This window comes from Methylobacterium sp. Leaf102 (assembly GCF_001422425.1).
GTDB lineage: Bacteria > Pseudomonadota > Alphaproteobacteria > Rhizobiales > Beijerinckiaceae > Methylobacterium.
Genome location: NZ_LMMX01000038.1, coordinates 125,176 through 147,058 on the forward strand (window position 1 = coordinate 125,176; position 21,883 = coordinate 147,058).

Annotated in this window: 20 protein-coding genes; 6 read left to right on the forward strand and 14 right to left on the reverse strand. The window is 70.0% G+C overall.

The window, feature by feature from the left end; translation table 11 throughout:
• Nucleotides 1–12: 12 nt before the first annotated feature.
• The 14 genes from hemA to bchF form a co-directional block, all read right to left on the reverse strand.
• Nucleotides 13–1,230, reverse strand: coding sequence for a 5-aminolevulinate synthase (gene hemA, locus ASF27_RS18520; protein ID WP_056267292.1), 1,218 nt, complete (start codon nt 1,228–1,230; stop codon nt 13–15).
• A gap of 69 nt (nt 1,231–1,299) precedes the next feature.
• A complete protein-coding gene (puhE, locus tag ASF27_RS18525) occupies nt 1,300–2,163 on the reverse strand; it encodes a putative photosynthetic complex assembly protein PuhE (RefSeq protein WP_082479315.1) in 864 nt (287 codons plus the stop codon).
• Nucleotides 2,164–2,167: 4 nt separating this feature from the next.
• Entirely contained in the window at nt 2,168–3,223 is a 1,056-nt protein-coding gene (gene acsF, locus ASF27_RS18530; RefSeq protein WP_277996080.1) for a magnesium-protoporphyrin IX monomethyl ester (oxidative) cyclase, read from the reverse strand.
• Between the two features lie 23 nt (nt 3,224–3,246).
• Nucleotides 3,247–3,549: a hypothetical protein gene (locus ASF27_RS18535; RefSeq protein ID WP_056267295.1), complete on the reverse strand. Its 303-nt coding sequence runs from the start codon at nt 3,547–3,549 to the stop codon at nt 3,247–3,249.
• Entirely contained in the window at nt 3,546–4,010 is a 465-nt protein-coding gene (puhC, locus tag ASF27_RS18540; protein ID WP_244474348.1) for a photosynthetic complex assembly protein PuhC, read from the reverse strand. Before puhC ends, ASF27_RS18535 begins: the two co-directional genes overlap by 4 nt.
• A gap of 12 nt (nt 4,011–4,022) precedes the next feature.
• Entirely contained in the window at nt 4,023–4,700 is a 678-nt protein-coding gene (gene puhB / locus ASF27_RS18545) for a photosynthetic complex putative assembly protein PuhB (protein ID WP_056362344.1), read from the reverse strand.
• On the reverse strand, nt 4,697–5,473 hold the full coding sequence (gene puhA / locus ASF27_RS18550) for a photosynthetic reaction center subunit H (RefSeq protein WP_056362347.1): 777 nt from the start codon (nt 5,471–5,473) through the stop codon (nt 4,697–4,699). Before puhA ends, puhB begins: the two co-directional genes overlap by 4 nt.
• A 17-nt stretch (nt 5,474–5,490) precedes the next feature.
• Entirely contained in the window at nt 5,491–6,918 is a 1,428-nt protein-coding gene (locus ASF27_RS18555) for a PucC family protein (protein ID WP_056362470.1), read from the reverse strand.
• 17 nt (nt 6,919–6,935) lie between these two features.
• Nucleotides 6,936–7,655, reverse strand: coding sequence for a magnesium protoporphyrin IX methyltransferase (gene bchM, locus ASF27_RS18560; protein WP_056362350.1), 720 nt, complete (start codon nt 7,653–7,655; stop codon nt 6,936–6,938).
• Between the two features lie 14 nt (nt 7,656–7,669).
• The gene (gene bchL, locus ASF27_RS18565; RefSeq protein ID WP_056362352.1) at nt 7,670–8,563 is read right to left on the reverse strand and encodes a ferredoxin:protochlorophyllide reductase (ATP-dependent) iron-sulfur ATP-binding protein; all 894 of its coding nucleotides are present in this window, start codon (nt 8,561–8,563) and stop codon (nt 7,670–7,672) included.
• The gene (locus ASF27_RS18570) at nt 8,560–12,321 is read right to left on the reverse strand and encodes a magnesium chelatase subunit H (RefSeq protein WP_056362356.1); all 3,762 of its coding nucleotides are present in this window, start codon (nt 12,319–12,321) and stop codon (nt 8,560–8,562) included. The genes bchL and ASF27_RS18570 overlap by 4 nt, the downstream gene beginning before the upstream one ends.
• The gene (bchB, locus tag ASF27_RS18575; RefSeq protein WP_056168796.1) at nt 12,296–13,873 is read right to left on the reverse strand and encodes a ferredoxin:protochlorophyllide reductase (ATP-dependent) subunit B; all 1,578 of its coding nucleotides are present in this window, start codon (nt 13,871–13,873) and stop codon (nt 12,296–12,298) included. Before bchB ends, ASF27_RS18570 begins: the two co-directional genes overlap by 26 nt.
• A gap of 4 nt (nt 13,874–13,877) precedes the next feature.
• Nucleotides 13,878–15,161 carry a ferredoxin:protochlorophyllide reductase (ATP-dependent) subunit N gene (locus tag ASF27_RS18580; RefSeq protein WP_056362366.1) on the reverse strand — a complete coding sequence of 428 codons (1,284 nt, stop codon included), beginning with the start codon at nt 15,159–15,161 and terminating at the stop codon, nt 13,878–13,880.
• Nucleotides 15,158–15,664, reverse strand: coding sequence for a 2-vinyl bacteriochlorophyllide hydratase (gene bchF / locus ASF27_RS18585; protein WP_056362369.1), 507 nt, complete (start codon nt 15,662–15,664; stop codon nt 15,158–15,160). The genes ASF27_RS18580 and bchF overlap by 4 nt, the downstream gene beginning before the upstream one ends.
• 479 nt (nt 15,665–16,143) lie before the next feature.
• On the opposite strand from bchF, the gene ASF27_RS18590 reads away from it, so the two are divergent.
• The 6 genes from ASF27_RS18590 to ASF27_RS18615 all read left to right on the forward strand — a co-directional run bounded on the left by ASF27_RS18590 (nt 16,144) and on the right by ASF27_RS18615 (nt 21,856).
• Nucleotides 16,144–16,857 carry a cobalamin B12-binding domain-containing protein gene (locus tag ASF27_RS18590; RefSeq protein WP_056267550.1) on the forward strand — a complete coding sequence of 238 codons (714 nt, stop codon included), beginning with the start codon at nt 16,144–16,146 and terminating at the stop codon, nt 16,855–16,857.
• Nucleotides 16,858–16,892: 35 nt separating this feature from the next.
• Nucleotides 16,893–18,347: a transcriptional regulator PpsR gene (ppsR, locus tag ASF27_RS18595; RefSeq protein ID WP_082479319.1), complete on the forward strand. Its 1,455-nt coding sequence runs from the start codon at nt 16,893–16,895 to the stop codon at nt 18,345–18,347.
• Between the two features lie 129 nt (nt 18,348–18,476).
• Nucleotides 18,477–19,814 carry a BCD family MFS transporter gene (locus ASF27_RS18600; protein ID WP_056306626.1) on the forward strand — a complete coding sequence of 446 codons (1,338 nt, stop codon included), beginning with the start codon at nt 18,477–18,479 and terminating at the stop codon, nt 19,812–19,814.
• Between the two features lie 14 nt (nt 19,815–19,828).
• On the forward strand, nt 19,829–21,010 hold the full coding sequence (locus tag ASF27_RS18605; RefSeq protein ID WP_056168843.1) for a geranylgeranyl diphosphate reductase: 1,182 nt from the start codon (nt 19,829–19,831) through the stop codon (nt 21,008–21,010).
• Nucleotides 21,010–21,504 (forward strand): TspO/MBR family protein, encoded by a 495-nt coding sequence (locus ASF27_RS18610; protein ID WP_056168846.1) that lies wholly within the window; start codon nt 21,010–21,012, stop codon nt 21,502–21,504. The genes ASF27_RS18605 and ASF27_RS18610 overlap by 1 nt, the downstream gene beginning before the upstream one ends.
• Before the next feature lie 4 nt (nt 21,505–21,508).
• Nucleotides 21,509–21,856 carry a hypothetical protein gene (locus ASF27_RS18615; protein WP_082479323.1) on the forward strand — a complete coding sequence of 116 codons (348 nt, stop codon included), beginning with the start codon at nt 21,509–21,511 and terminating at the stop codon, nt 21,854–21,856.
• The last annotated feature ends 27 nt before the right edge of the window (nt 21,857–21,883 follow it).

The window sequence follows — 21,883 nt, forward strand, 5'->3', positions numbered from 1 at the left end:
GGGGAGCAGGGTCTACTCGGCTGCCGCGCGCTCGACGCCCATCCGGCCCCAGATGGTGCTGAGCGCATTCACCAGGTGGTCGATGTCGGCATCCGTGTGGAGCGGGGACGGGGTGATGCGCAGGCGCTCGGTGCCGCGCGGGACCGTGGGATAGTTGATCGGCTGGACGTAGATGCCGAACGTGTCGAGCAGGGTGTCGCTGATCGCCTTGCACAGCACGGGGTCGCAGACCATCACCGGCACGATGTGGCTGTCGTTGGGCAGGTACGGGATGCCGGCCGCGTCGAGGCGCGCGCGGACGGTGGCGACCCGCTCCTGATGCCGGGTGCGCTCCGATCCACTGGCCTTGAGGTGACGGATGCTGGCCGCCGCGCCCGCCGCCACGGCGGGCGGCAGCGAGGTGGTGAAGATGAAACCCGAGGCGAAGCTGCGGACGAAATCGCAGAGCTTCGCCGAGGCGGTGATGTAGCCGCCATGCACCGCGAACGCCTTGCCCAGCGTCCCCTCGATGACGTCGAGGCGGTGGGCGAGGCCGTCGCGCTCGGAGATGCCGCCGCCGCGTTGCCCGTAGAGGCCGACCGCGTGGACCTCGTCGAGGTAGGTGAGCGCGCCGTGGGCTTCCGCCACGTCGCAGATCTCCGCGATGGGGGCGATGTCGCCGTCCATGGAGTAGACGGACTCGAAGGCCACGAGCTTCGGGCGGGAGGGGTCGACCAGACGCAGCTTGCGGTCGAGATCCTCCGGGTCGTTGTGGCGGAAGATGTGGCGCTCGGCCCGGCTCGCCTTGATGCCCTCGATCATCGAGGCGTGATTCTCGGCGTCGGAAAACACCGCGCAGTTCGGGAGCTTGCCCGCGAGGGTGCCGAGCGCCGCCCAGTTGGAGACGTAGCCGGAGGTGAACAGGAGCGCGGCCTCCTTGCCGTGGAGGTCGGCGAGCTCCTGCTCCAGCAGCACGTGATAATGGTTGGTGCCCGAGATGTTGCGGGTGCCGCCGGCCCCGGCGCCGCAGCGGTCGAGGGCCTCGTGCATGGCATCGAGCACAACCGGGTGCTGGCCCATGCCGAGATAGTCGTTGGAGCACCACACGGTGACCGGGCGGGTGCCGCCGGGGGTGTGATGCGTGGCGTGGGGGAAGCGGCCGTTGTGCCGCTCCAGGTCCGTGAACACCCGGTAGCGGCCCTCGCGGTGGAGGCCGTCGAGTTCGGCGGCGAAGAAGTTTTCGTAGTTCATGGCCTGTCCCCTTCCCGTTCTCTGCAGTGGTCTTTGCCCGTTCTTGTGGCGAAGGTCGCGAGGCGACGCTCAGCCGACGGTTTCGTGCGCCTCCCGGCTCCGGGCCGTGAGGGGTGGCGTAGCGACCGCGCCGTAATCCGCCCCACCGCCCATGGGGGCTGCGCGCGGGGCGGCGTTCTTCCCCGGCAGGCTCCACTGCCACAGGGCGGCCGAGGGCAGCGGCAGCATGAGGAAGCCGTGCTCCAGGGTGGCGAGTGCCATGAGCGTCGTGACGACGGTGAAGCCGACGAGCTCGTGGGCGCCGATGCCCTCCCCCAGGGCGGCGGCGGCCAGCCAGAGGGTGCCGGACGCGGCCGCCGCGACGGAGAGCGGGAACAGCGGGTTCATCGCCCGGTTGCGCAGGAAGCCGGCGAGATAGGCGAGGTGGGCGGGCAGGAACTCGGCGTTGAGGTTGCGCACGCCGAGAAACATGTTGAGCCGGGCCGAGAGGTTCATGGCCGCGAGGATGAGGTAGGTCCACAGCGCGAAGCGGTTGGGGCCGCCCCAGGTCAGCCACAGGATCGCCAGGCCGCCGGCGATGATGGCGACTTCGTGCCAGAGGCTGGTGGCCAGCGCCGCCCGGAAGCGGGCGAACCCGCGTGCGCCCGGTGGGCACGCCACCGTGCGTGGCCCGGAGACGAAGCCCATGTAGTAGCTCATCTCCTGCCAGCCCCAGACGAGCAGCGCGCCGGTGAAGGCGGTGTAGGCCCCCGCTTCGGTGGTGTCCGCCGCGCTGGTGCCGATGGCCCACAGGGCTCCGGCGAGCACCAGGGTGCCGCCCGCCATGCTCCAGGGATGGGTGGAGCGCGGGCGGTGATCGAGCAGGATGATGAGCCCGGTGGAGAACCACCAGATCACCACCGCGTAGAGGGCGGGGACGGCGTAGGCGGCCATCGCCCTACCAGACCGGCTCGAGGCGGATTTCGGCCGGCATCGGATTGTCGAGGGTCGGCAGTGCGTAGAGCCGGGCGAAGTTCACCGCCGAGGCCGCGATCCAGGCGCCGTGCTTGAGCTTGCCCATCAGTCCGCCCTGCGCCTTGGCGTCGGCGATGCCGTTGGAGCAGGCGAGCAGCCGGTCGAGGGCCCGCTTGAACTTCGGGCTCTCGAGATCGAGGGTGAGCGGGAAGGTCTGCTTCGAGATTTCCGAGGTGATGCGGAACACCTTGAAATCGTAATCGGTCGGATCGACGCCGAGCGCCTTGTGGAAGGCCGGGCGGCAATGGTCACGCACATACATGGTCGCGAACACGGCGAGCAGGAAGAACTTGATCCAGTAGCGGTTCACGCCCGTGGTCAACTTCGGGTTGGCGCGCATCAGCAGGGCGAAGGCTTCGCCGTGGCGGAACTCGTCGTTGCACCACTTCTCGAACCACTTGAAGATCGGGTGGAAGCGCCGCTCGGGATGGCGCTCCAATTCGCGAAAAATGGTGATGTAGCGGGCGTAGCCGATCTTCTCGGAGAGGTAGGTGGCGTAGAAGATGAATTTTGGGCGAAAGAAAGTGTATTTCTTGGACTTGGTCAGGAAGCCCAGGTCTACGCCGATACCGAAATCCTTCAACACGTCGTTGATGAACCCGGCGTGGCGAGCCTCGTCGCGGCTCATGAAGCCGAACAGTTCGCGGATATCGGGGTTCTTGGCGCGCTTGCGCATCTCCGCGTAGAGCACGCAGCCGGAAAACTCGGCGGTGATGGACGACACGAGGAAGTCCATGAACTCCTTACGCAGGTCCGGATCGAGGCCGGACATGTCGGCGTCGAAGTCGGAATTGCGGGTGAAGTGGCGCTTGTTCGGGTCCTCGCGCAGCTCGGCGATGAGCTTGTCCCAATCCGCGCGCACGGGCTCGACGTCGGTGCGGTCGAGCTCCTCGAAGTCCGTGGTGTAGAAGCGCGGCGACAGGAAGGTGGTCTCGTGCGCGGCCTTGGTGCCCTCATTCATGGGCAGCTTGGGCTTCACGGTCTGGTGCTGGATCGAGACGGTCACAGGCGCCTCCTCTCGGAAAAGCTGACTTCGTAGAGTTCGGTGAGTTCGAGGTGCCCGGCGAGCTTGGTCCAGAACCGCTCCAGGCGTCCGGCCCGGATCACCGTGGCGGTGCGGCGGACCGTGAGACGCTCGCCGTAGGGGACGCTCACGGGGGAATCGTGGACGAGGACCTCGTCGCCGGGCTCGATGTCGAAGTCGGCGTCGAGGGTCACGTGGGCATGGAGGCTCTCGGGCGTCTGCTCGATCTCCACGGTACAGGGCACCTCGACGGTGCGGCGGCCGTTCAGCCAGGCGATCATCGGGGGGCTCCGGGCTCGGGCAGCAGGCGGGCGAACGCGACGAAGTTCGACGGACCGAAGGCGCCGAGATTGACCGCGCGGCCGGTGAGCTCGTCGTCGAGGGCAAGGCTGCCGTCGTCGAAATGGGTGAGGCGGAACGGTGCCTCACGGCCGAACCCGGCACGCAGGCGAGCCTGGCCGAAGCCCCTCAGGGTGGCGCGCATGAAGTTGTCCTGGCCCGGCTCCACGGTGGCGACGAGGGTGCCCTTCACCGCGTCGCGCAGGAGGATCGCCCCGTCCGCCCGGTCCTCGGCGGTCAGGCGCAGGGTACGGACAGGCTGTGCCGGGGGCATTCGCGTCAGGCCGACCCCTTCGTACCGGGCGATGCCGATGGTCCCGAGGGCGAAGGCGAGGAGAAGGCCGGCGCCGACGGGGAACCAGCTCGCTCGGCCCATGGGGGCGTTCAGAGTGCGTCCACTCACGGGATGGCTCCTTCAGCTGGCGGTGGCGAGACGGGGGCCGCGGGCGCGGGGCCGGATCACTGGGGTGGCGGCCTCCTCTTCGACCTCCCGGGCCGCCGCGAGGGCGCGGGCGAGGATGGCCGAGACATCGGCCGCGTCGGGCACCGAGCGCATCATCGGCTCGGGGGCCGTCACGTGCCACGGTCGGGCATGGGGCCAGAGGTGGAGATAGGCGATGCGGTTGCCGGGCTTCACCCGCAGGGCGAGGTCGCCGGTGCCGTCGGAGAAGTGCCGGCAGCCGGCGCCGTCCACGAGGCCGAAGGGCAGGTTCAGGGTCATGGGCAGGGCGATGCCGACCCGCATCACCACCCGGCGGTTGGTGATGGTGTAGGTGGTCGAGCGCGCCGAGAGCCAGCCGAGGAAGCCGAGGAGCGCCACGGCGCCGGTGCCGATGGCGAGCGTCGGCCCGGCGGCGATCGCGGCCTCGACGAGCCGGCCCTCCGCCGCGAGGGGGACGGCCGCCCAGAGGGCCAATCCGAAAAACCACAGGGCCACGAGGCGGATGTGCAGGGCGCGCAGTCCGATGGCGAGGCCGCCGGGGCGGCCCTGCCAGAGGATGTGTTCGCCAGCGGGCAGCGGGGCCGGCAGGCCGGGCGGCGCGTCGAAGCGGTTGGCGGGGACGCCGTGGGTCTGGCTGAGGGCTCGGGTCACAGGAAGGCCTCCTGTCGTCCGGGGGTCGCGTAGAGGGTGCCGGCACCGAAGAAGGCCATGATCCGCTCCTCCTCGTAAAGGGTCACCGAATCCGGGTCCCTGTGGGCGGGGATGTCGGCGAACTGGTGGGCCAGCAGCGCCTCGGTCTTCACGGTGCGCGAGAAGCGGCCCGTGCGGCAGAAGGTGTTGGGCATCAGCACGCGCCGACCGCCGGCACCGAGTTCCACCTCGTAGTAGCGCACCATGGATTCTCCCCGATCGACCCAGAGGTCGGAGACGGTGCCGGCGGGTTGCCGGTCGGCGCCGAACACGGTCATGCCGATGGGGTTGGGGCCGTCCTCGTGGACGACGAAATGCTCGGCCACCCGCAGGGGAACGATCCGCTTGTCGCCGTCCCAGGTGCGGTCGTGGGAATCGTCTCGGTCGGCGAACGAGCCGGGGCCGATCTGGTCGTGCAGACCGTCGGTGTCGGGCTCCAGGGGGGCGCCCGGCCAGACCTCGTGCTTGTGGCCGCGGTAGTTCCAGGTGTTGGGACCCTCGTGCGGCGGAGCGGTCTTCACCTCGCCGTTGGAGAGGTGGAAGAATTTCGGCGTCGGGATCAGGATGGGGTCCGGGGTGGCGCGCCGGCCCGGCAGCCCCTCGGCCTCCAGGGGGTAGCCCTCGCGCCGATCCTCGCGGCGCAGGTAGAAGATCAGGCCGGCGAAGAAGATCCAGAACGCGTAGAGGACCACCTGCGCGACGTCGACATAGCCTGTGATCTCACCTCTCGACATGGCGTGTCTCCCGGTTCTCAGACGGATGGATTGGGCAGGGCGGACGGGGTTTCGGCCGTGGCGGAACGGTCCGCGCGGCGTCGGGCGTCGGGATCGCGCACGAGGGGGCCGATGGCGACGAGGGTCGCGAACAGCAGGGCGATCTCGAGGTGGTAGACCATGAGGTAGCCGGTGGAGGCCTGGTTCATCCCCTCCCCCAGGGCGCCCGAGGTGGCGAGATAGGAGCCGAGGTCGCGCAGGATGCCGCTCGCCGCGATGGCGACGCCGGCGGCACTCGCCTGCACGGCGCCCCAGGCGCCGAGCGCGAGACCCGTCTCCTCCGGCCCGGCCTTGGCCATGGAGGCCGTGAGGGTGCCGTGGGCGAACAGGCCGCCGCCCAGGCCGATGAGGGTGACGCCGAGCGCGAAGAGCGGGATGGAACCGAGGGGCGCGGCGAAGATCACCGCGCAGAAGGCGAGGATGCCGATGCCGGTGCCGGCCGCCGCCACCCGGAAGGGGTCGCCGCCCCGGCCGAGCCAGCGCGCGGCGAGCAGAAGGCCGAGGCCGCCGCCGGCCGCCAGCATCGCGGTGAGCGCCGTGGTCGCCGCCACCGGCAGGTGCAGGATCTGCCCGCCGTAGGGTTCGAGCAGGATGTCCTGCATGGAGAAGGCGGCGGTGCCCAGCCCCGTGGCGACGAGGCGCCGGCGGGCGAGGCCGCTGTTGGCGTAGGCCGCCCAGGACTCCGAGAAGGTCTGGCGCGGGGCGTGCCTGTCGGTGCGCGACGGATCGCGCGCCTCCTGCTTCCACAGGGCGATGCCGTTGAGCACGATGGTGACCACCGCCGCGCCCTGGATCACCTTGATGAGGCGCAAGGCCGAGAAGTCGGCGAGCAGCAGGCCGAACACCACGGCGCTGACCAGCATGCCGAGGAGCAGCATCACGCAGAGGAGCGCCACCACCTTCGGGCGGACGTGGGCGGGCGCGAGGTCGGTGGCCAGGGCCAGACCCACGGTCTGGGTGGTGTGGAGGCCGGCGCCCACGAGGACGAACGCGAGCGCGGCCGCCACATGCCCCGGCCAGGTCGGCCCCGTGGTGTCGCCCGACAGGATCAGGAGGGCGAACGGCATGATGGCGAGCCCGCCGAACTGCAGCAGGGTGCCGAACCAGATGTAGGGGACCCGGCGCCAGCCCAGGACCGAGCGGTGCGTATCGGAGCGGAAGCCCACCAGCGCCCGGAACGGCGCGAAGATCAGGGGCAGCGACAGCATCACGGCGACGATCCAGGCCGGCACGTCGAGCTCGACGATCATCACGCGATTCAGCGTGCCGATGAGCAGCACGGCGGCCATGCCGACGGTGACCTGGAACAGGGCGAGCCGGAGCAGGCGCCCCAGGGGCAGCTCGGCGGTGGCCGCATCCGCGAACGGCAGGATGCCGGGTCCGAGCCGCATGAGGCCCCGGGCCATGGTGTCACCGAGGCGGGTCACCGTGCCGCCGTCCCGGCGGCGGGCGTGCGGGCGAGCTCGAAGGCCTGCGACAGGTAGAAGCCGCTGTTGACCCGGTGCGTCCGCGCGAGGCCGAAACCGGACAGGACCGGTTCGGCCGCCACGCGGCGGCGCAGGGTCGCCTCCGCCACCGGCACGATGGCCGGGGCCCGGTCGGCACGGGGGAAGGCCCGGCCTGTCCAGTGCATCAGGGTGAGGAGCGGCGTGCGCGGCGCCACGGTGAAGACCACGGAGCCGTCGGTACGCAGGGCGAGTTCGGCGAGCGCCCGGACGATGTCGGGAGTGGCGTAGTGGATCAGGGAATCCATCGCCACAACGTGGTCGAAGCGCCCGAGCCAGGGGTCGAGCATATCGCCGACGCGAAAGTCGATGCGGGCGGCTTCGGGGTGCTCGGCGAGGCGCTCGCGGGCGAGGCCGACGAGGGTCGGCGAGACGTCGATGGCCACCACCGCGGCGCCGCGCCGCGCCGCCTCGAGGCTGAGCGCCCCGGTGCCGCAGCCGGCATCGAGGACGCGCCGGCCGGTGAGATCCTCCGGCAGCCACGACAGGAGGTTCGCCCGCATGGCGTCGCGCCCGGCGCGCACCGTGGCGCGGATCTTCGACACCGGCGCGTCGGAGGTCAGGCGCGCCCAGGCGTCGACCGCCGTGCGGTCGAAGTAGGTGGTGAGCTGCGAGCGGCGGGTCGCGTAGCTGGTCATGGCGCGCCCTCCCCTCAATCGAAGCCGAGGAATTCGAACAGGTCGCGGTCCTTCATCGGGATCGCGGCCAGCGGCTTGCCGCCAGCCCAGAGATGGGCGGCCAGCCGCATGTACTCGTCGGTGACGGCGATGAGTTCGGGCGTCGGCTCCATCTCGAACAGGGTCGACTTCTTGAGGCGCGAGCGGCGCACCACGTCGAGGTCGGGAAAGTGCGCGATGCGCTCCAGGCCCACCGCGGCGTTGAAGCGGTCGATCTCGTCGGTCTTGGCCGAGCGGTTGGCGATGACGCCGCCGAGCCGCACGGGGTAGTTCTTCGATTTCGCGTGGATCGCCGCGACGATGCGGTTCATGGCGAAGATCGAGTCGAAGTCGTTGGCGGTGACGATGAGGGCCTGGTCGGCGTGCTGGAGCGGCGAGGCGAAGCCGCCGCAGACCACGTCGCCGAGCACGTCGAAGATCACGACGTCGGTGTCCTCGAGAAGGCGATGCTCCTTGAGAAGCTTGACCGTCTGGCCGACGACGTAGCCGCCGCAGCCCGTGCCGGCGGGGGGCCCCCCCGCCTCGACGCACATCACGCCGTTGTAGCCCTCCGCCACGAAGTCCTCGATGCGCAGCTCCTCGGAGTGGAACTGCACGGCCTCGAGGGCGTCGATCACGGTCGGGGCCAACCGCTTCGTCAGCGTGAAGGTCGAATCGTGCTTCGGGTCGCACCCGATCTGCAGGACGCGTTTTCCGAGCTTCGAGAACGCCACCGAGAGGTTCGACGAGGTGGTGGACTTGCCGATGCCGCCCTTGCCGTAGACGGCGAACACCTTGGCGGTGCCGATCTTGAGGTTCGGGTCGAGTTCGACCTGAACGCTTCCTTCAGGTTGCCGCGACGCGACCGGATTGCGGATGGCGATGTTCATGCTGCGACCCCTGCGGTGATGCCTTCGAGACGGTCTTCGAGCTCGTCGCCGGCCTCGCGCAAGGCATCGAGCATGGCGGCGTCGGGCTTCCAGAAGCCGCGTTCGTGTGCCTCGATCAGGCGGTTGGCGACCTTGGCCGACGCGGTCGGATTGAGGGCCGCCATGCGTTCGCGCATGGCCGGATCGAGGACGAAGGTGGCGGTGATCTCGCGGTAGACCCACGGGTCGACCTGCGCGGTGGTGGCCGACCAGCCCATGGTGTTGGTGACGTGGGTCTCGATCTGGCGCACGCCCTCGTAGCCGTGGGCGAGCATGCCCTCGTACCATTTCGGGTTGAGGATGCGGGTGCGGGTCTCGATGGCGACCTGCTCGTTGAGGGAGCGGACGCAGCCCTCGCCCCGGGTCTGGTCGCCGATATAGACCGGTGCCTCGACCCCGCCTTTCGCCCGCTTCACCGCCCGGCTGATGCCGCCGAGCGTATCGAAGTAATGGTCCACGGTGGTGACGCCGAGTTCCACGGAATCGAGGTTCTGATAGGCGAGATCGACGTCGGCGAGCACGCTCTTCAGGAGCGCGGAATGCTGCACCGGGCGCCCGTCGCGGCCATAGGCGAAGCCCTTGCGCCGGGAGTAGGTCTCGGCGAGTTCGTCTTCCGCGTCCCAGCGGCCGTTCTCGACGAGGTGGTTGACGTTGGAGCCGTAGGCGCCCTCGGCGTTGCCGAAGACCCGGAGTGCGGCCGTCTCGAAGTCGCCGCCGTGGACGCGCTGGTATTCGAGGGTGTGGAGGCGGACGAAGTTCCGCTCCACCGGCTCGTCGGCCGAGGCCGCGAGCAGGCAGGCCTCGGCCAGCAACTTGATCTGCAGGGGCAGCAGGTCGCGAAAGATGCCCGAGAGGGTGACCACCACGTCGATGCGCGGTCGGCCGAGCTCTTCGAGGGGGATGAGTTCGGCGCCGGCGAGCCGGCCGTAGCCGTCGAAGCGGGGCCGGGTGCCGAGCAGCGCCAGGACCTGGGCGATGGGGCCGCCCTCGTTCTTGAGGTTGTCCGTGCCCCACAGCACGATGGCGATGGAGCGCGGCAGGGGCAGGCCGTCGGCGCGGTGGCGGTCGAGGAGGCGCTCGGCTTGGGCGGCGCCGTCCTGGACCGCGAAGGCGCTGGGGATGCGGAAAGGATCGAAGCCGTGGAGGTTGCGCCCCGTCGGCAGGATCGCCGGGGTACGCAGGAGGTCGCCGCCGGGGGCGGGGCGGATGAAGCGGGCATCGAGCGCCCGCAGGAGGGCGGGGATCTCGTGGTCCTGCCCGAGCAGCGCGTCGGTGGCCCCGAGCTCGCGAAGGATGGCGAGGTCGGCCGCCCGCGGGATCGGACTGCCGGCCCTTAGGGCGGCCTCCGGGCTCGCCCCCGCCACCAGGGCGGCGATGCTGGCGCGCTCCAGCCGGACCCCGTGGATGGAATCCGCCATGGCGATGAGCATGTCGACCCGCGCTTCCGTCGAGAGCGGCGCGCCGACCACGTGGAGGCCGTGGGGGATCAGGGTGTATTCGAGGTCCAGCACCGCGCGGCCGATGCGGGCGATCTCGGCCCTGGAGTCGGTCCAGGCCGGTTCGGCCGGGGAGAGTTCCACCAGGGCGGCCTGCGCCTGGATCAGGGTGGCGAGGTCGCCGCGCTCACGGTTTGATTCCGGATCCAGGCCGCGCCAGCGCTCGATGGAGCCCTTGAGGTCGACGAGGCCGCGATAGAGCCCCGCATGGGCGATGGGCGGAGTGAGGTAGCTGACCAGGGTCGCGGCCGAGCGGCGCTTGGCGAGTGCTCCCTCGGAGGGGTTGTTGGCGGCGTAGAGGTAGATGTTGGGCACGTCGCCGATGAGGCGGTCGGGCCAGTCGGCGGCCGAGAGGCCGGTCTGGCGGCCGGGCATGAATTCGAGCGCGCCGTGGGTGCCGAAATGGATCAGGGCGTGGGCTTTGAAGTCCTCGCGCAGCCAGCGGTAGAAGGCGCAGAACGCGTGGGTCGGCGCGAACCCCTTCTCGAACAGGAGCCGCATCGGATCGCCCTCGTAGCCGAAGGCGGGCTGGATGCCGACGAAGACGTTGCCGAACTGGGCGCCGAGCACGAAGATCGAGGCGCCGTCCGATTGCTGCCGGCCCGGAGCCGGCCCCCACTGTGCCTCGATCTCGGCGAGGTGGCGCTCGCGCCGCACATGGGTGTCGGTGGGGATGCGGGTGTGGACATTGGCGGTGGCCCCGAACCGGGCCGCGTTTCCCGTGACCACGGCTTCGCGGAGCGCCGCGACGCCGCCCGGCACCGCGACGTCGTAGCCCGCCGCCTTCATGGCCACGAGGGTGTGGTGAAGGGATTCGAACACCGACAGGTAGGCGGCGGTGCCGGTGTTGCCGGCGTTGGGCGGAAAATTGAACAGCACGAGGCCGATCTTGCGTTCCGCCCGCTCGGAGCGGCGCAGGCGCACGAGGCGTTCGACGCGGGCGGCGAGCATCCCGGCGCGCTCGACGCAGGAATGCATGTCCCGGTCGTCCTCGCCCACGGGGAAGACGCAGGCGACGTGGCAGCCCTGGCAGGGCGCGCCCGATTTGTCGGACCGGCCGCCGAACACCATCGGTCCGGTGGCGCCGTCGAGTTCGGGGATCGCCACCATGATGGTGGATTCCACCGGCAGCAGCCCGCGGTCGGAGGCGCCCCATTGCTCCAGGGTCTGCAATTCGGCCGGATGGGCGGCGATGTAGGGCACGTCGAGGCGGGCCAGGATGTCCTGGGCGGCGGCCGCGTCGTTGTAGGCCGGGCCGCCGACGAGGGAGAAGCCGGTGAGCGAGACAAGGGCGTCGATGGCCGGCACGCCATCCTTCAGGAAGTAGCGCTCGATGGCCGGGCGCGCGTCGAGGCCGCTGGCGAAGGCGGGGATCACCGCGAGGCCGCGTGCCTCCAGGGCGGCGATGACCCCGTCGTAATGGGCGGCGTTGTCCGCCAGCATGTACGAGCGTAGGCCGAGCACGCCGACGGTGCCGCGGTTCCCCCGACCCTGGTGACCCGGCAGCGCGCCGGCATCCTCGCCCATCCGGCCGGGCAGGCGCGGATGGTAGACGCCGACCTCGGGGTACTCGACGGGCGGGCTGGCCTTGAGGGTGCCGCGATAGATCCGGCGCGGACCGTCGGCGTAGCGGTCCACCAGGGCGCGGATCATGTTGAGGACGTTCTCGTCCGAGCCCGCGAGCCAGTATTGCAGGGTGAGGAAGTAGGCCCGCACGTCCTGGGCGGTGCCGGGGATGAAGCGCAGGATCTTGGGCAGGCGCTTGAGCATCTTCATCTGCTCGGCGCCCGAACTGGCGGCACGCGTCTTCGGCGAGCCGCGCAGGCGCTTCAGCAGCGCCATCGGCCCGGTCTGGCTGCCGTCCATGCTGAAGGCGCCGATGCGGGTGAGCCGGGTGGCCGGTGTCGCGCTCATCATGCAGACGAGGGCGTCGCAGTTGGCACGCCGGGCCGCGAGATTGGCCAGGACCGGCTGGAAATGGTCCTCCATGAACAGCATTGCGCAGAGCAGGATGTCGGCCGTGGCGATGTCGGCCCGGCAGCGCGCGAGCTTCTCGGGGTCGGTGCTGAACTCGGTGGCCGCGTGCAGGACGATGGAGAGGCCCGGGGCCTCGCGGCGCAGGATCCTGCCCGCCCGCTCGACGGAACTGGCGAGATGCGTGTCCATCGTCACGATGACGACACGCATGGGAATGGCCTCAGCGGCCGAAATGCGCTTTTGCATCGTACAACGTCTCGACGGTGATGCGGGACAGGGCGCGCTCGCGGGCGAACCGCTCGGTGTTGGCGCGGGCCTTGCCGCGCACGAAGAACGGGATCTTCTTCAGTTCCTTCTCGGCCGAAGCCTCCCAGGCGGCCGGTGCGTCGTCGGGAACCGAGGTCTGCGGTGGCGTGTCGATCACCGGGGCGGCGGGCTCCGGTGCCTCGGGCACGGAGGGGGCCGTTCCGTGTCGTGTGAGATGCGAGGGCGCGGCGCCGTCGTGGAACTCGGCATCCTCGCGGAACATGCCGAGGAGGTGCTCCTCCAGTCCCATCATCAGGGGGTGGACGAGGGTGTCGAACAGGACGTTGGCGCCCTCGAACCCCATCTGCGGCGAGTGCCGGGCGGGAAAGTCCTGTACGTGGATCGGGGCCGAGATCACCGCGCAGGGCACGCCCAAGCGCTTGGCGATATGGCGCTCCATCTGGGTGCCCAGGACCAGTTCGGCCTGGGCGGCCTGGATCGCCGCCTCGACGTCGAGGTAGTCGTCGGTGATCGTCGCCTCGATGCCGTGGAGTGCGGCTTCCGCCCGTACCTCCCGGGCGAATTCGCGGGTGTAGGTGCCGAGTCCCACGACCTTGAAGCCGAGTTCCGCCGCCGCGACCCGCGCGATGGCCAGCGCGTGGGTGGCATCGCCGAAGATGAAGACCCGCTTGCCGGTGAGGTAGGTCGAATCGACGGAGCGCGAGTACCACGGCAGGCGCGAGGGGGCGCCGGCAAGGACAGGGGCCGGATCGACGTTCGCCAGCGCCGCCACCTCCTCGACGAATCGGATCGTGGCCCCGACCCCGATGGGCACGGTCTCGACCAGGGGCTGGCCGAAGGTCTTCTGGAGGTGCTGGGCCGCCGCGCGGGCGATCTCGGGATAGAGCACCACGTTGAAGTCCGCCGCCGACAGGCGTCCGAGATCGGCCGGGCTGGCGCCCCACGGGGCGACGACGTTCACGTCGATGCCGAGGGCGCCCAGGAGCTTCTCGATCTCGACGAGGTCGTCGCGATGGCGGAAGCCGAGCGCCGTCGGACCCAGGATATTGCAGAGCGGGCGCCGGCCCGCGCGCGGTGCGGGCTCGGCCTTGGGGCCGGCGAGCGCCCGCACCAGCCGATAGAAGGTCTCGGAGGCGCCCCAGTTCTCCTTCTTCTGGTAGGCCGGCAGCTCGAGGGGGATCACCGGGATCGGCAGGTCGAGGGCACGGGCAAGGCCGCCCGGATCGTCCTGGATCAGTTCGGCCGTGCACGAGGCGCCGACGATCATCGCCTCGGGCTGGAACCGGGCATAGGCCTCCGACACGGCGTTCTGGAAGATCGCGGCGGTGTCGGCGCCCAGATCGCGCGCCTGGAAGGTGGTGTAGGTCACCGGCGGGCGGGCGTCGCGCCGCTCGATCATGGTGAACAAGAGGTCGGCGTAGGTGTCGCCCTGGGGGGCGTGCAGCACGTAGTGCAGGCCCCGCATGGCGGTGGCGACCCGCATGGCGCCGATATGGGGCGGTCCCTCGTAGGTCCAGAGCGTCAGCTGCATGGTCCTAGACCTCCAGCCGGGTGCGGCGAACGAGGGGGCGGGCGAACAGCTCGGCGAGGTCACCGGCCTGGTCGTAGCCCTGGATCGGGGTGAACAGCAGCTCGATGGACCACTTGGTGGCGAGCCCCTCGGCCTCCAGCGGGTTGGCGAGGCCGAGGCCGCACACGGTGAGGTCCGGCCGGGCCGCGCGACAGCGGTCCATCTGCGCGTCGAGGCTCTGACCCTCCACGACCTCGGTGCCCGCCGGCAGCAGGGCGAGTTCCGGGGCCATGTGGCCGCGATGCAGGTAGGGCGTTCCGACCTCGATGAGCGTGGCGCCCATTTCCCGCGACAGGAAGCGGGCGAGCGGTAGCTCGAGCTGGGAATCGGGGAAGAAGAACACCCGGCGGCCCCCGAGCAGCGCTCGATAGGGCGCGAGCGCCCGCTCGGCCCGGCGCAGGCCCGGCGCCGTGGCTTCGGCGAAGCGCCGGGGATCGACTCCGAACGCGTCGGCCGCGGCCCGCAGCCATGCGGTGGTGCCCTCGGCCCCGAGGGGGAACGGGGCGGGCAGCCGGGTCGCGCCGCGCGCTTCGAGCGCCCGTGCGGTGTCGGCAAGGAAGGGCTGGGCCAGCAGGATGCGGGTGTTCGGCCCAACGGCCGGCATCGCGCCCGCCCGCCGCGCGGGCAGGAAGGCGACGTGCTCCAGGCCCATCTCGGCGAACAGGCGAGCGAACTGGTCCTCCACCACATCCGCGAGGGCGCCGACGACGAGGAGCGAGGGGACGGCCTCGGCCTCCGTACGCGGCAGTTCGGGGACGAGGGCTGCGAGGCACGCATCCTCGCCCTGCGTGAACGTCGTCTCGATGCCGCTGCCGGAATAGCTCAGCACCCGCACGTCCGGACTGAGGCTCTGCGACAGGCGCTGGGCGGCGCGGGGCAGATCGAGCTTGATCACCTCGGAGGGGCACGAGCCCACGAGGAACAGGAGCCGGATGTCCGGCCGGCGCTCGATGAGGCGGCGGGTGACCCGGTCGAGCTCCTCGTTCATGTCGGCGAGGCCGGCGAGATCGCGCTCGTCGATGATGGCGGTGGCGAAGCGCGGCTCGGCGAAGATCATGACGCCTGCGGCCGACTGGATGAGGTGGGCGCAGGTGCGCGAGCCGACCACGAGGAAGAACGCGTCCTGGATCTTGCGGTGCAGCCAGACGATACCCGTGAGCCCGCAGAACACCGCGCGCTGCCCGCGTTCCTGGCGGATGGTGACGCCGCAGCCCGCATCGGCCGTGGGGATCGGAGCGTGGGCGTTCATCGGGCGCCCTCCGCGGCGAGGCGGGAGGCGGGTCCGGCATCGAGACGCGCGGCCCGCAGCTTCAGGAGGAACTGCGTCGCGTTGATCGCGTAGGAGCCATAGGCGGCAAGCGCCAGGAGCATCAGGCCGTTGGTCTCGATCCAGCCCGTCGCCAGGGCCACGAGGTAGGCGCTGTGCAGGGCCAGCACCAGCATGCTGACCATGTCTTCCCAGTAGAAGGCCGGGGCGAACAGGTAGCGTCCGAAGACGACTTTCTCCCAGATCGAGCCCGTGACCATGATCGCGTAGAGGAGCCCCGTCTTGGCGACGATCGAGACATTGGCCGCAAAAGCCCCCTCGCCCGTGGCCAGGGTGCGCAGGACGAGGGCGAGGCTGACCAGGAACACGAGAAATTGAAGCGGGGCCAGAATGCCTTGGACAAGGGTCCAGGCCGTGGCGTCGCGGCGCGCCCTTTGCTGGGCGTCGTAGAGAGGCTTTCTGTGCCGGCCCTCTCTCTGGCTCATCGCCCGCACCCCTGTTCCACCCGTCCGACCCCTCACAGGGGGGTCGCTGAGGGGAGGTTAGGAACGGCCAGGACGAGTGTCAAGCTGGCTTTACGTCAATGGAGATTTACTGATTGAATGCAGAATAGTTACAGCTTTGGGATTGTCAAAATGGTTCCGAAGCGTATCGTCGCGGCCTGCACCGACACGGCCACGGTCGCTGTCGAGGGTTTGAGAAGCCCCCGAAAAGACGTGCTTGAGGACGCGGAAGCTCGACGATCAAGATCGTAGCGAAGCAAGAATGCCGTCAGCGACATTGGGAGATTCCAATGGATGAGATGAGGCAGTCCGTTGAGGGCTTCGCTTACGAGGGATCTGGCGGCGACATGCCGGATCTCTGTCGATCGAGCCTCGAGTCCAGGCTCAGCCGCGTCGCCCAAGGGGGACACTGGGGCGATGAGCTCGCACGCCTCGTCGAAGCGGAGATCATTCCCCGCCTGATGATCGTTCACCGGCCCGAGCCGCGCGGTGAAGTATGTAGTATATTGCCTAGCGCTGAGCAGATCGAGACCTTCAGCACGCTCATGCTCGCACCCGCGGGCGACGCCGTGGAGGCTCGGATCGCAGCGCTGATCGAAGAGGGGCTCACGCCCGAAAGCCTACTCCTCGACCTCCTGGCGCCGACCGCACGCCACCTCGGCGTCCTCTGGGAAGAGGACCTGTGCGATTTCGCCGAAGTGACCGTGGCCATGGGCCGGCTGCAGCGGATCATGCACGAAGTCACCCGGCGCTTCGGCGGCGAGACCCCGCAGCATCGGCACGGGCGCAGCATCCTTCTGTTGCCGTGCCCGGGCGAGATGCACAGCTTCGGTCTCGCCGTGGTCGAGCAGTTCTTCCGCGATGCCGGCTGGGACGTCACCAGCACCGCGCGCGATCCTGAGGGCGACCCCTTCGCGCGGGTGCGGACCACATGGTTCGATGTCATCGGCCTGTCCCTGGCCTGCGAGGCGCTGCTGCCGAGTCTGAACGACGCCGTCGCCGGCCTGCGGCGGAATTCGCAGAATCGTGGGGTTCGTGTCATGGTCGGTGGACCGGTCTTCACGGCCGCTCCGGATTCCTGCAAATGCGTTGGTGCGGATGCAACCGCAGGTGACGCTCGCCAAGCGATCAGCATCGCCGAAAGCTTGCTTGATCTTCCGGCCAGACCCTGCTGAAAGACCCGCCCGACCACATTACCACGTGGTGCACCTTGAATAGCCTGGCGCTTCCAGCCGCGAGCGACGCGTTCGCGGCGCTTCACAAAACCCTCGGCCCCCTCGACGCTCAAGCCGCCGGGCTCCTCGTCGCGGCCGCGACGGATCTGTCCCTCGTCGTCGACGGTGAAGGCGTGATCTGCGACGCGGCCTTCGGCAGTAGCGATCTCGTGGGCGAGGGCTGCGAGACCTGGCTCGGCCAGCGCTGGGCCGATACCGTCACCATCGAGAGTCGGCCCAAGATCGCCGCCTTGCTGAAGGATGCGCAACCGGGTTCCGTGACCCGCTGGCGGCAGGTCAATCACATGTCGGCCAAGGGCATCGATCTGCCCGTGCGCTACGCCGCCATGCGCCTGAAGAGCGACGGCCCGGTCATCGTCATCGGGCGGAACCTGCGGGCGATGGCCTCGCTCCAGCGCACCCTGGCCGAGACCCAGCAGGCCCTCGAACGCGACTACCTGCGCATGCGCGGAGCCGAGACGCGCTACCGACTGCTGTTCCAACTCGGCGCCGAACCGGTCCTGGTGGTCGATGCGTCGACCCGTCGGGTCACCGAGGTCAATCCGGCCGCCGCACGCCTGCTCGGCAAGGCCGACAAGCGCATCGTCGGCCACGATGCCGTGGACTTGTTCGACGCGACCAGCACCCGCGACCTCGAATCGCTGTTCGCCGGCCTGCGGGTCACGGGCCAGGCGGGCGATCTCGATGCCCGTTTGGGCAATGCGCGCGGCGCCGTGCGGCTCTCCGCCTCCCTGTTCCGGCAGGAGAGTGCGACGAGCGTCCTCCTGCGTCTCACGCCCGACGCGAATCATGCCTCCGAGGCCGGACCGAGCCGCTCCAGTGCCGGCACCCTCGACGTTCTCCACAACCTGCCCGAGGGGTTCGTGGTCACGGATCCGGCGCGGCGCATCCTCGCGGCCAATCCGGCATTCCTCGATCTGGCGCAGCTCGCCACGGAGGAGCAGGTGCGGGGCGAGCCCCTCGACCGCTGGCTCGGGCGCGAGGAGACCGAGGCCGCCGCCCTGTTCGCGACGCTGGTCCAACACGGCTCCGTCCGGCACTATGCGACGAGCTTTCGTGGCGAGTACGGGGCCGTGGAGGATGTCGAGGTGGCCGCCGTCTCGGTCCCGGGTGGTGCGCAGCCCTGCCTCGGTTTCACCATTCGCAGCGCCCCGCGACGCACGACGCCGGTGGCGTCCGGTGGCCGCGAACTGCCGCGCTCCGTCGAGCAGATGACCGAACTCGTCGGGCGGGTCTCGATGAAGAACCTCGTGCGGGAATCCACCGATCTCATCGAGCGTCTGTGCATCGAAGCGGCCCTGCGCATCACACGCGACAATCGCGCCTCCGCGGCGGAGATGCTCGGCCTCAGCCGGCAGGGCCTCTACGCCAAGCTGCGCCGCTACGGGATCGGGGACCTCGACGGACCGGATACCACCGACGAGGCGTGAGCGCTCCGGCACCGGAATCGTGATGCCGAGTGTGTAAATCAAACTTGACACCGATCGGTGTCGGTCACTAGCGTTCCCGGGTGGTGTCGGCCTCGGCCGAAGTGCCGATGGCGCCAGGGAGGCCGGTGGATGGCACCGTTCGCATTCAGTTGGTGGCAGATCGTTCGCCTGGGCTTGGTCCAGACTGCGCTCGGTTCGGTGGTCGTCCTGATGACCTCGACCATCAACCGCGTGATGGTGGTGGAACTCGCCCTGCCGGCCATCGTCCCCGGCGGCCTCGTCGCCCTCCACTACGCCGTCCAGATTCTCCGGCCGCGCTGGGGCTACGGTTCCGATGTGCACGGCCGTCGTACCCCATGGATCGTCGGCGGCATGGCCGCCCTGGCACTCGGCGGATTCGGCGCCGCCGTGGCCACGGCCCTCGCCGAGACGCATCAGACGGCCGGTCTCGCCCTCGCGGTGCTGTCCTTCCTCACCGTCGGCATGGGGGCGGGCGCGGCCGGCACCTCGCTTCTCGTTCTCCTCGCCACCGGGGTCGAGGACCGGCGCCGGGGGGCGGCCGCCACCGTCGTCTGGGTGATGATGATCGCGGGCTTCGCCATCACCGCACCGCTCGCCGGCCATTTCCTCGATCCGTTCTCCGGTGCGCGCCTCGTCGCCGTTTCCGGCACGGTTTCGGCCATCGCCTTCTGCGTCGCGGCCCTGGCCGTGCGCGGTGTCGAGCCCGTCGGAGCGGCCCGCGACACGCGGGACGCCACGACGAAGAAGCCGTTCCGGGCGGTGCTCGCCCAGGTGTGGGCCGAGCCGGCCTCGCGGCGCTTCACGGTGTTCATCTTCGTGGCCATGCTCGCCTACAGCGCGCAGGAACTCATCCTCGAACCCTTCGCCGGCCACGTGTTCGCGATGACGCCTGGGGGAACCACCAAACTCGCGGGGCTCCAGCACGGCGGCGTGCTCGCCGGCATGCTGCTGGTGGCCGGGCTCACCATGGGGATCGGCGGCCCCGTCCTCGGCTCCCTCAAGGTTTGGACGACGCTCGGGTGCGTCGGCTCGGCGGCGGCGCTCCTCGCCATCGCGGGCGGCGGTCTCGTCGGCCCGGACTTCCCGCTGCGCGCCGCCGTGTTCGCCCTCGGGCTCGCCAACGGCGTCTTCGCGGTGGCTGCCATCGGGTCGATGATGGGGCTCGCCGGAGCCGGCGGCGAGGCCGAGCGCGGCACCCGGATGGGCGTGTGGGGCGCCGCGCAAGGCGTCGCCTTCGGTGCCGGTGGCTTTCTCGGCACCGTGGCGGTGGACGCAGCCCGCCTCGTCCTGCCGCCGGTTCAGGCCTATGCCGGCGTGTTCGCGGCCGAGGCCGCACTGTTCCTCGTCGGCGCAGCCCTCGCCCTGCGCGTCGCCCACACCCCGGCCGCGCGCCGCGCGCCCCGCTCCGATCACGCTCCCTTCGCGCCGAGCCTGTCCACGAGGTGACGTCCATGTTCAGCATGTCCGAGCCGGAAACCTTCGACGTGGTGGTGGTGGGCGGCGGTCCCGCCGGGGCCACGGCCGCCACCGATCTCGCCCGGGCGGGACGGCGGGTCCTCCTTCTCGACAAGCCGGGCCGGATCAAGCCGTGCGGCGGTGCGATCCCGCCGCGCCTGATCCGCGACTTCGCGATCCCCGACGATCTGCTGGTGGCCAAGGTCCGCTCCGCCCGGATGATCTCGCCGAAGGACCAGCGGGTGGACATGCCGATCGGCGACGGCTTCGTCGGCATGGTCGATCGCGAGCATTTCGATCCCTGGCTGCGCAATCGCGCCGTCCTCGCCGGGGCGGACCTGCGCGCGGCAACGTTCGACCGGATCGACCGCGATGCCGAAGGGCTGGCGACGGTCCATTACCGGCAGGGCAACGCGCCGCGCCGGGTGCGAGCCCGCCTCGTGATCGGGGCGGACGGGGCGAGTTCCACGGTGGGGCGGGCCGAGATCCCCGGTCACGCCGCCATGAAACAGGTCTTCGCCTATCACGAGATCGTCCGCCTGCCGCCCGAGGGCGGCGACGTCGAGGCGACGCGCTGCGACGTCTATTATCAGGGGAAGCTCTCGCCCGACTTCTATGCCTGGGTCTTTCCCCACGGCGATACCATCAGCATCGGTACGGGCAGCGCCCGCAAGGGGTTCTCCCTGCGCGGCGCCATCCGCGAATTGCGGGCGTCCACGGGTCTCGATGCCGGGCAGACCGTGCGCCGCGAGGGAGCCCCGCTGCCCCTCAAGCCCCTGCGCAAATGGGACAATGGTCGCGACGTGCTGCTGACGGGGGATGCCGCGGGCATCGTCGCCCCGGCCTCGGGCGAGGGCATCTACTACGCGATGCTCGGCGGGCGGCTGGCGGCGGAGGCCGCCGAGCGTTTCCTCGTCACCGGCAAGGCCTCGGCCCTGGCCCTGGCCCGTAAGCGGTTCATGCGCCTGCATGGCCGCATCTTCTTCATCCTGCGCATCATGCAGGGCGTCTGGTATCGCAACGATTCCCTGCGCGAGCGCTTCGTCGCCATCTGCCGCGACAAGGACGTCCAGCAGCTGACCTGGGATTCCTACATGAACAAGGAGCTGGTCCGCGCCAAGCCCGTCGCCCACGTGCGGATCTTCTTCAAGGACCTCGCCCATCTGTTCCGGTGGGTTTCACCGTGATGGAATCCGGCCAGTGGAACTGGACGCCGATCGCCGTGGCGGCGGGCATCGCCCTCGTGGTCGCGGTGGCCGGCGGCGTGCTCACCACCATCGGTCCCTGGTACCAAAGCCTGCGCCGCCCGGACTGGAAACCGCCGGATTGGGCGTTCGGGCCGATCTGGACCACGATCTTCACCCTCGCGGCGATCTCGGCCGTCCTGGCCTGGAACGCCGATGCGAGCCCGGAGCGGCGCAGCGCGCTCCTGGTCGCCTACGCGGTCAATGCCGTCCTGAACATCGCCTGGAGCGCGATCTTCTTCCGGATGCGCCGACCCGACTGGGCGCTCGCCGAGGTGGTGCTGCTGTGGCTGTCGATCCTCGCCCTGATCCTCGTGACATTGCGGGTCTCCACCCTCGGGGCTGTGCTCCTCCTGCCCTACCTCGCCTGGGTCGGCATCGCGGCCGTGCTCAACCGCGCCATCGTGCGCCTCAACGGCCCGTTCGGGGCGGCGTGAGGCGATGGCTTGGCTGTTCGCTTCCGGGCACGTCGTCGACGCCATCCTCGTCCTCGTCGCCTGCGAAGCCCTCGTCCTCGTGGCATGGGGGCGCCGGCTCGCCCTGCGCCCCCTCCTGTTCAACCTCGCCTCGGGCGCGGCCCTGATGCTCGCCGTCCGGACGGCGCTGACGGGCGGCCCGTGGTGGACGACTGCCGCGTGCCTGTTCCTCTCGTTCCTGGCGCACGCGACGGAGCTCGGACTGCGTCTGCGAACTGCCACCAAAGCGTGCGCCGCCTGCGGCAACGCACCCGGATCGGCTGGCGGAACAATGCCGAAAACCGTCGCGTTCCCGAGCCATGAGTTAATATAGTTCCAGATTTCTGATCGTGTGGAGAAC